An 8,776-nucleotide genomic window follows, 5' to 3' on the forward strand; every position below is an offset into this window, starting at 1 on the left:
ATTATTATCTTTATTTTAGTTTCCACTATTTTATTTATTTGAATTAAACATTGCAAGAATACGATCCACGCTATACACGATTCCTACGCCGATACCCATGCCGGCAAAGATTGTATAGATAAAATTGCGTCGCCACACATACTCCTGCCTGCGCATCCTCTTATCTTCCACATACGTCTTGATGATGTCGTTCAGATCCTTCTGCCGCCTGGATCGAAAATCGACCACTTCGCCGTAACTACGCGGTGGATTATTTGCATAATTTTCAATCTGTTTTTCGAATTCCGCCTTTCTACCCTCAATGATGCTGGAATAGTTCTGGTACTTTGGTGGAACTTCTTTCCACCCTATCCATTTCAACCACGGTATGCTCCATTCCGAAGGAAAAGAAAATTCTTTGCGCGTGGAGCCCCAGGGAATCCGCCAATCCTTATGTAGCAAATACTGACTTAATCCACCGTCCAGCCTATACAAAGCATCTCCCTGGGCGTCACGAAGCTGGATGGCGTTACGCTTCCTCCCAAGAATACCGCGCAGTTCGGCAAATACCTGTGTGACATGATGCATCTTATCGCCGCCATCAATAAGCGCTGCGATGGTTTTATAAGCGCCGTCCCGCAGCGCCTGATATTCGAGGTCTTTCTTCACGAAGTCCGGGTTTGGAAAGCTAAATCCCTTGCTTTCCGCCAGCTCTTTGGCTCGATTCACTTCATCTACCTGCGCATGCCCATCCCTTCCATCCGATGGCGACTCAGGTTGATGTACAGCCGGATGTTGATGGCTACTGCCGGCAATGGGCGCAGACGGTCCTTGCTGGTTGGCATTCGGCTCAACCACAATTGTCGTGACATGATTGTCGTCAGGCGCATCGTTATCGAGCCGCCATCCTTTGCCGTCGGCCCTAACCATCTTTCCGGTTTCCACTGGCGCATCCGTCTGCGGATGTTTGGTATATAGCTTGAAGCGCCCATGTTCATTCGATAATGAGTTGACCCAATATCTGTTTGGGTCGCCAGGCAACTTGATCTCATGCATGGACGTCTTAACGGGCTGCTGCGCAAATGGCATCACCGGCTGCTGGTGAGTGCTCGGTAAAACAGGTCCATGTCCTGCGCTGATGGACGGGGAATCGGCACCGGATGAATGGTCTGACGCCGATGAATGCCCTTCTTCAATATGCGGGGCAGGATGCTCACCACGGAAACGATGGATACTAAACATGAAAGACACCTTATCGATGCACAAAACTCATTGAATGCAACACTTCAATGTTTTCTAAACACTATGCGCCCTTGACCCGCTCCGCCTAGATCAATTCGGTTGCCACACCATGATGGGTGATAGCTGTCGAGGAGCTGTCGTTTTCCTGGATTTATTTTTTCGCAAATCCAGACACTAAGGTGATACATGTTTAGCGCGAAAAGTCAGCAAAACCACGGCGCGGACCGATTAGCATCGCTGTTCGCGTCGATGCATCACATAGATAATTCCATATATGGTGCAACATCGGTAATGTTCAGCACCGATCGTTTTAAAAAAACACTTTATCTGTCATTCGTAAATATCCGTTTCATAAGCTCACTCACTTATTGGATTCAGGCATTACATTATGGAATCAAAAACCATCTCGTCTTCGACCACTCAACCTTATACGGTCATGCCCGAACATTCGGCTTCCACGTCCTCTACGACAGCGGCGGGACCTACGGTCACCACGAATGGCGCATCCTTCTCCTCCAGCGAGTCAAGCAGTTCTTGGGGATCCACGGGGCCGCAATCCACCCTCCCAACGCAGCCTTCTGGCCCGGATAATTCCACCGCCTTTGATGACCAAGACAACCTTGTGCCCTTCGCCACGCATCACGACGCACAGCGTTATCAACAAGCTCTAACCCATATACTGGCTCGTCCAGAGATCGACGCGCACGAAGTAGCAAAGCAGTTCATCCACCGCACGCTAGGCGTCGATGGAGACGACATTGTGCTTGCGCACTTCAAAGATGACGCCGCTCGTGCCGAGGGCAAGCCCGATTCGGTGCAAACCCTGACCGACGCTGTCATGGATGGCTTCAAGGACTTCCAGAACCACGATACAAAAACCAATTCAGCCGCAGACCGTATCAAGGAAGTCAACAACGCTTTCGCACCTTCAAGAATGGACTTGCTAGGAGGCTTAATGTTCGGCGGCAATAGTCCCACGCCGATCGGCTTCGTTGACGACCTATCCCATAGCACCAGTGTCGGCGACGGCCTTAAGAAGATAGGCAACTTTCTATGGAGCCGGACTCTTCCCGGATGGATTAAAAACACGTTCTTCGGTAAGGACAACGTCGTCGAGAAGGTCAAGGAGGACCTAAGATCCGTAGACGGCGCCTATGGCTTATTTAAAAACAATGGAAAGGGCTATTCCAAGGAAAACAGCTACGAACTCAAACCCTCCGAGGTCGCTGACAAGTTTGCGGCATCCACCCCCTTTGGCGAGCTTCCTTACATCAAGGGATTGAACAAGGAATTGGACAGCGCTTGGAAGCATACGAAAGACTGGCCCACCGTGGCGCGCTACAACTTTGTGGAAGAGGCGCGTGCGGCTCGCGATAGTGGAGAGCTGACGCCAGAACAGTACCGATTGGTGATGCGGGGTGGAGCACCAGGCGTTCCCCTGAAAGGCCCCGTGACCTTCGAGCAGATAAGCAAACCTATGCCGCCGGATCCATCCGTTTCCGTCGAACGTTTCGATATCAACGGCTACCCCTCTACCAACATCCTGCGTTTCAAGCGCGCCGATGGAAAGGATGTGGATGGAAAAAAAGAGGTGATGTACATCCCGGGCATTAAACCGCCTTTCGTAACCTTGCGCGACAAGGGGGAAGGCATTCAATGGCTCAAGTCTCAAGCAGCGGACAAGGATCCCGCCAAGCAGAAGGATTTCACCAAGCGAGAAGCGTTGCTTGGTCATTTCTCCATCTACGACCGCCAGGAAGGCACCTTCCACAGTGGCGTGGAAAAGGGATTCGATGGATTGGTCGATGGCTCCTGGGCACCGAGCTATCTCAACTACTATGACGGCCAGGATAGAAACAAAATTCGGACCGATGTCTTCGAGGATATGCATACGCAGACGGATAGCAGGTTACGCTCGGATGCCAAGATGCAATCGCGTACTGCCTGGGAAGGATGGCGCGATACCATAAACCGCGCCAGCGCAGCCTTCGGTCCAGTCGGCGGCGTCATACAAGTGGCCGTGGGTGTGGACACCGCCATCAACGGCAAGACGTATGAAGAGCGCCATGGTGGAGTCATAGATGTTGGTGACGGCATTATCTACACTGCTGCGGATGCTCCCTTTATAACCAAACCGTCTGCGCGAGGCCACTATAATGTCCATGAGGCATCGAAGTCACAGATAACGGGAGGCGATGCGCGTGGTTCGGTGGCGAGTGACGCAAACAGAAATGTAAAACCTGTCGCTAACCAAAATCAGCACGCGTAGTTGCTCCATGCGACGCCGCGTGGATCATGTCGATATCCAAGGCACTCAAGCACGTATGGTTACTCAGGCAGCTCTTACCACCAAGATCATCGCCATCATCCGCGACTACACCGGGTGTCCATGAATCGCCGCCAGCACTCTGCGCGCGAGCAGCACGCCACCTTCCTGCCAGTTCTGCCGCGCTGAACTCAAGGGCGGAAGAAAACTTACGCCCAGCGAAGTGCGTAGGTTGGGTTAGCGCAGCGTAACCCAACGAATCCCTGCGAAATGTTGGGTTACGCTGCGCTAACCCAACCTACATACTTAAAAATCGACACCTTCGCGATAAAACTCAAATCTTGGTTAGGACAACCATGCACCCTTCGATGTGCTCGGTCATGTACTCCTCTCTGACATAACGGATTCGTCATGTTCGGGAAAGAGCCTATGCAGGAGCGCGCCCGGCAAATGATACTGGGAAAAGCAGCTTGAGCTGCTGCCCTGATGCAGATAATGCAGGCATAGGCCCTGGGTGTCGTGCATGCCAGCAAGCCGGGCGCCTTGCTCGATGGCTTTCAGGCTGAATTCGCCATCCTCATTATGATCCCGGTCCGGAAACGGCGCCTTTTCCCACAGAGACCGGCGATAGGCATAAGAAAATCCGTAACCAAGATGATTATGCGAAAGACTGCGATTGCTCTCTTCGGTAAGCATCGTCATCGATACACCGTCACGGGTACAGTGATAATGGGGGCCGATTTTGTGCTCGAGATTGCAGTAACCGAGGAACCTCGAGCGCACATCGTAGAGATACCATCCGCGCAGGTTCATCAGATCGGCGTCACTGTTGCAGAGCGCAGCAACCATCGCGGAAATGTAGCCGGGAGCATAGAAATCATCGTCGTCGAAGTGCACGATGATTTCGCCTTTCGCTCGTTCCACCAGCCAGTTTCGCTTCTCACCGATCGACATTTTTTCAGTGATTCGATGATAGATCACGTTAGGAGCGGCAAGATCCTCGCACGATTCACACTCCATGGGACTGTCATCGAGAATCAGCCATTCAATATCCGGATAGTCTTGGTCACGCACCCGTTTTTGCATAGCGCGCAGCAGCCTGCCGCGCTGATAGGTTGGCGTGATGATGCTAACGCGGCCAGGAATGCTGCGCGACCTACGGATGCCAGGCGCAGCCGGTGACAATACCGGCGACCCTGCCTCAGGAAACTCCGTCGGATCGATCACACGGCGATTTACGCCGAGCTTCGCCGCAGCGAATTGTGCGTTTGCGGCCACGCGCTCACGGTCGTGCACAGGCAATTTGCTACCGCCGAGCAGTTGCAGGCATACGTCAAGCGACTCCTGGTAATGCCCGCACCCATACGCATGGATCGCGAACTCATCCTTCATAGCATAGTCATACACCCAGCCATCAATGAATAAGCCATCGGGCATAGTGAGAGTGATGCCCTGCCTGCCAAGTTGATAACCCTTTTGATGGAGACCCTTTATTCGACAAAGTTTGGCAGCGCTCCACAGCGCTTCCGCGCGATACGGACAAATGATCTGAGCTCGCTCGTAGAGCGCCAACACGTCGTCGTCGTCGTGGCCGAGCCCCTCCGCCAACCGAGCTGCATTGACAAGGCTGAGATATCGCTCTTCATCCCAATAGCCGAGATCCACACGCTTGAGATAGGCGTCGATCGCTTTTTCCGGCTCACCCGCATCGCGCCAGCTCTGGCCAAGATAGAAGGTATAGCGTGCGATCAAGAACGGATCACGCTCAACCTTCAGCGCTTGCTCAAGCACCAGAGCATCGTCGAGGTATGTGTGCGGATTACGACTACGATTACCTTCAACTCTCCGGACAATGTGAAACGCGTCGGTAAAATTTGTCGTGCTATCCGGCGGTCCCTCGATGAACTCATGCAGCACGCCGCGATAGCGATAGGCCTTTCGATTGCTGACGATTTGACACCTTCTGTATTGCGTGCCACCGAGCTCCTGCAGCCTGACACCGTACTGGTCGGCCACCAACATGGCGCGAAAGGCAGAAGGATCGAACCCATCCGACAGCTCCGCCACATCGTCCGCGTCGATGATCAATGCATAGTCGACCTGATGTTGCTCGCGCAGCCGCTCAAGGGCAATGCTCCGGTTAGTGGCAAAGTCCCGCCATGGCTCTTCAAATACCTCGCCTGGCAGATTTTCTTGTTCCATGAAGGCGCGGATCAACGCCTGCGTACCATCCGTTGAACCGGTATCCTCGATGCAGATGTAATCGATCAGCGGACGTACACTGCGTAGACAGCGCTCGATGACATGCGCCTCGTCTTTGACGATCATACATAAACCAATCTTCTTCACTGACATATAGGTATCATCCATATTGGCTTCGCATTCAAATCTAGCTTCCGTGCGTTGAGCTTGGCGTTATCCGCATATTTCAACCAGATTAGTGTCGAACCTCAGCTGCCCATTCTCCGTCGCCCAGACGCATCCGGGGAGGGCACATGGACGTGCCCGGCGTTGAGGGGCAAGGAAGGCCCTGTCTCTTGATCACATTTTTTGCGCGCGCCTCGTTGCTTGATACTCAGAAAAATGCGGTAAACGAACCTATCTCCCTCTCCATGGCGCGGGTTTAGGGCGAGAGGCCAGATTTACGGTAAGGCTTGGTCTTGCCTGGTCACCGTAGGTTGAGGTGCGAACCCTGAGATATCCCCACGCTTTCCGGTACTCCGGCGAGAGCCGAAGTTCTCGTTAATACTGTTTCAGAGCGAGTCGTCATTCCGGCAACGGCCGGAATCCATGCTTCGTACTTGCCATGGATTCCGGCCTTCGCCGGAATGACGAGCAAAAGCGTCTGGCGCTGTTGCAACTATCTTTTTTGATTTGCCGATGATCTTTGGTGGAAAAACGTGGGGATATATCAGGGTGCGAACCCCAACATGGCGTGTCGATCAGCATGACGATGTTGGGGTTCGCACCCCAACCTACGCGGGTTTTGCGTGACATTCACCCCTCATGCCGGTCCACGGGAAAGGGAGCACCCCCTAGACTGCTTCCGGCACATAGATAAGTGTCGAAATATCGCTATTGGCGCCTTCCCCTTGATATCGATACCCGGCAATCGGCGGTGGTGGTGCAAGGGGGCGATTTTCACGGCCTTGCCCCTGATTGCGCCACAGGGGCTTATCCACCTTTATGACATCGCCGTCTTTACGGACATAAATATCCCAGCCGGCATCAGGGCCTTGCCGCAGCGTGTACTTAAAAGCACCCGTATTCGGAGCAATAAAGACTTCGCGAGAGTTCGGCACGGCAGGTGGTACATTCAATACTGGAAATAAGTGATCGATGGGCGAAAAATAAGTATTTACGCCATGCACAAGATGCTCCTCCCCATCAAACAACACGCCAACCACCTTGCCACCGGCGATGACGGCAGCCCCTGAGGACCCTCTTCTTGCGCCGGAAAGGTTCATCGTACCCACATTAGGAAACAAAGCATCGTCTTTCCTTCTTGTGATGGCAGTACCCGTGACACCTGTCGAATATCGCATGAATCGCTCACTCTCAGGTATGCCTTCCTGTGGCACATGCGCCATTTCAACATGCATGCCGGGATGCATTTTTGTTGAGCCCAACTGCATGGGCTCGATGCCAAGTCTTTTTAAATCACCGTAGGTGGCTTTCAGGCTGACAATAGCCGTATCGCTATTGGGGTCGCCATACACAATACGATCAAGCTGATATGGTTTGTGCGATGGCTGTGTGTCCTTGAAGTAGCCCGGGATAAAGTTTCCATCTATGGGTTTATTCAGAACGGCTCCTTTAGGCCATTGTTTATAGTCGCTGGCAAGTGCCGAGTGCAGCGTGGTTAGAATTAAAGCCGGGCTGTTTGGATTCGGGGATGCTGATCCAGCAATCAAAGTGCCCGTACTCAAGCTATTCCCGCTCCCTGCTTGCAAGCGCCCAACCGCCTTGAAAAGACCTGCTTTCGGGTCAGTCGACAAGAGCAAAGGTGGCTCAACCTCATGTGCTTCTGCTGAAGCCATGGATCGGATCGATAACGATGATCCGTAAGAAAAATCGTCATTCATAGGGTGATGAGCCTATTTGCTATAAACAAAACCAATATCAGAGCCTGAGTTTTCCCCACGTTTTTGCCTGCCATACCGGCAAAATCCGGGGGATGCCTCAATTCCATTTCGAAGCGAATCGTCATTCCGGCGAAGGCCGGAGTCGATGCTTCGTACTTGCGATGGATTCCTCGCTCCTCAAAGCCGGGTACGTCCATGTACTCTCTCCACGTAACGGCCTTCGCCGGAATGATGAGCCGCTCTGAAACAGCATTGTCGTGAACTTCGATTTTCCTACCGGAGCGACGGCAAAAAACGTGGGTATACCTCAGCAACAAAGTCCCGGCTTGACTCCTTCAATTCACTTAAATATTCCGACAAGAGGATGTCGTCGTGACCGACAGCCATTCGATTGAACTCGGTTGACGGACTCAAATTGCAGGCGCACAGCCTCCGGCAGAGCCGGAGGCTGTTTGGTTACGTCTACTCCTTAAGTGGATACCTCATCATTCTGATTTTGCGTGTTTGATTGGGCTTGATTATTGCCGGACATTGGTTTCCAGTCGGTCTGATCCGGCTCGTCGGGAGCAACGCCCTTGATATTGTCCTGCGCCTCATAAATGTTGCCGTTATAAGTCACTTGCTGGCCCTTCTCATACCTTTGCTTACTGTCGAACGCGGGGGCACTCACTAGTTTCCAGTCGCCATCATCCGACTCGCTGCCGGGAGTAACATCCTTAACATTGAACTGCGCCTCGTAAGTGCTGCCGTTATGAGTCACCTGCTCGCCCTTCTCATACCTTTTGCCATTGGTGAACTCGGGGGCGCTTGTGGTCGTGTGTGGGGGGCGGGGGCGGGAGGGGTTGATGGGATAGGGATCGGTAGGTTTGGGAGGCGGCTCGGTGGGGTACACGTAATATCCCGTCGGCCCCCGTGGACCCGTAGGTCCAGTCAGACCTGTGCTGCCCGTAGATCCAGTCGGACCTGTGCCACCCGTAGATCCGGTCGGACCTGTGCCACCTGTAGATCCAGTCGGACCTGTGCTGCCCGTAGATCCAGTCAGACCCGTGCCCCCCGTAGATCCAGTCGGACCTGTGCTGCCCGTAGATCCAGCCGGACCTGTGCCCCCCGTAGATCCAGTCGGACCTGTGCTGCCCGTAGATCCAGCCGGACCTGTGCCCCCCGTAGATCCAGTCGGACCTGTGCTGCCCGTAGATCCAGCCGG

At 53.3% G+C, this 8,776-nt stretch carries 6 protein-coding genes; 1 reads left to right on the forward strand and 5 read right to left on the reverse strand.

Features of this window, described 5'->3' with window-relative positions; genetic code table 11:
• Nucleotides 1-30: 30 nt before the first annotated feature.
• Nucleotides 31-1,221 (reverse strand): hypothetical protein, encoded by a 1,191-nt coding sequence (locus tag IEX75_RS04830; RefSeq protein ID WP_188793092.1) that lies wholly within the window; start codon nt 1,219-1,221, stop codon nt 31-33.
• A gap of 388 nt (nt 1,222-1,609) precedes the next feature.
• Here IEX75_RS04830 and IEX75_RS04835 point away from each other — a divergent pair, with 388 nt between their 5' ends.
• Nucleotides 1,610-3,490, forward strand: coding sequence for a dermonecrotic toxin domain-containing protein (locus tag IEX75_RS04835; protein WP_188793093.1), 1,881 nt, complete (start codon nt 1,610-1,612; stop codon nt 3,488-3,490).
• A 375-nt stretch (nt 3,491-3,865) separates the two neighbouring features.
• Here the strand turns inward: IEX75_RS04835 and IEX75_RS04840 are convergent, their stop codons facing one another.
• The 4 genes from IEX75_RS04840 to IEX75_RS24080 form a co-directional block, all read right to left on the reverse strand.
• The gene (locus tag IEX75_RS04840; protein ID WP_188793094.1) at nt 3,866-5,857 is read right to left on the reverse strand and encodes a glycosyltransferase family 2 protein; all 1,992 of its coding nucleotides are present in this window, start codon (nt 5,855-5,857) and stop codon (nt 3,866-3,868) included.
• A gap of 665 nt (nt 5,858-6,522) precedes the next feature.
• Nucleotides 6,523-7,572 (reverse strand): trypsin-like serine peptidase, encoded by a 1,050-nt coding sequence (locus IEX75_RS04845; RefSeq protein WP_188793095.1) that lies wholly within the window; start codon nt 7,570-7,572, stop codon nt 6,523-6,525.
• Nucleotides 7,569-7,769, reverse strand: a complete 201-nt coding sequence (locus IEX75_RS04850) for a hypothetical protein (RefSeq protein ID WP_188793096.1) — start codon at nt 7,767-7,769, stop codon at nt 7,569-7,571. The genes IEX75_RS04845 and IEX75_RS04850 overlap by 4 nt, the downstream gene beginning before the upstream one ends.
• Nucleotides 7,770-8,041: 272 nt before the next feature.
• The gene (locus IEX75_RS24080) at nt 8,042-8,464 is read right to left on the reverse strand and encodes a hypothetical protein (protein WP_229720638.1); all 423 of its coding nucleotides are present in this window, start codon (nt 8,462-8,464) and stop codon (nt 8,042-8,044) included.
• Nucleotides 8,465-8,776: the final 312 nt, after the last annotated feature.

The sequence above is a fragment of the Dyella nitratireducens genome (assembly GCF_014642835.1).
In the GTDB taxonomy this organism is placed as follows: domain Bacteria; phylum Pseudomonadota; class Gammaproteobacteria; order Xanthomonadales; family Rhodanobacteraceae; genus Dyella_B; species Dyella_B nitratireducens.

Coding starts and splice junctions, on each gene's coding strand:
- IEX75_RS04830 (WP_188793092.1), bottom strand. CDS start 1,221: ATGTTTAGTATCCATCGTTTCCGTGGTGAGCATCCTGCCCCGCATATT.
- IEX75_RS04835 (WP_188793093.1), top strand. CDS start 1,610: ATGGAATCAAAAACCATCTCGTCTTCGACCACTCAACCTTATACGGTC.
- IEX75_RS04840 (WP_188793094.1), bottom strand. CDS start 5,857: ATGGATGATACCTATATGTCAGTGAAGAAGATTGGTTTATGTATGATC.
- IEX75_RS04845 (WP_188793095.1), bottom strand. CDS start 7,572: ATGAATGACGATTTTTCTTACGGATCATCGTTATCGATCCGATCCATG.
- IEX75_RS04850 (WP_188793096.1), bottom strand. CDS start 7,769: ATGGACGTACCCGGCTTTGAGGAGCGAGGAATCCATCGCAAGTACGAA.